Source organism: Alteromonas sp. ABV4_515, from assembly GCF_056160345.1.
This window is the reverse complement of sequence record NZ_JBSWWZ010000027.1, coordinates 1-630: the sequence shown is the minus strand read 5'-3', so window position 1 is coordinate 630 and position 630 is coordinate 1. Positions and strand designations below refer to the sequence as shown.

The following is a 630-nucleotide window of genomic DNA, read 5'->3' as shown; positions in this document are numbered from 1 at the left end:
TGATTAGACAGTCATGCATACAGCAGTGCTTTGATGCACACCTGACCCCGGATAAAAAGGCGGGGGGAGGCGCAGCGAAATCCATCCTTTTGAGTTGTCGCAACTCTTGGATTTCACTGTAATAGCTATTCACTCACTCACTACTCATGTTGAGAAGAGGAAATAGCGACGATTAAGGTTCTGGGCAAGCGAATACGACGAGTGAGCGAGGGCGTATACAAGTAGTATATAACCGAGCGAGCGAGGAAGAGTCGCGCAGCACAGGTTCTTAAGCGGAAGCTATTTAGGGTTGTATGGTTAAGTGACTAAGCGTATACGGTGGATGCCTTGGCAGTAAGAGGCGATGAAGGACGTGTAAGTCTGCGAAAAGCGGTGGCGAGCTGACAAAACGCATTTGAGCCATCGATGTCCGAATGGGGAAACCCACCCGCTTGCGGGTATCGTTAACTGAATACATAGGTTAACGAGGCAAACCCGGGGAACTGAAACATCTAAGTACCCGGAGGAAAAGAAATCAACCGAGATTCCCTGAGTAGCGGCGAGCGAAAGGGGACTAGCCGATATCTGTTGTGATAGTGGAATATTCTGGAAAGTTTAACGGTACAGGGTGATAGTCCCGTACACGAAGTG

General features: G+C 49.0%; 1 rRNA gene. It reads left to right on the top strand.

Annotated features, from left to right (window positions below):
• Positions 1–295 precede the first annotated feature (295 nt).
• Positions 296–630 (top strand): 23S ribosomal RNA (locus ACXAGX_RS20515); the annotation flags it as partial.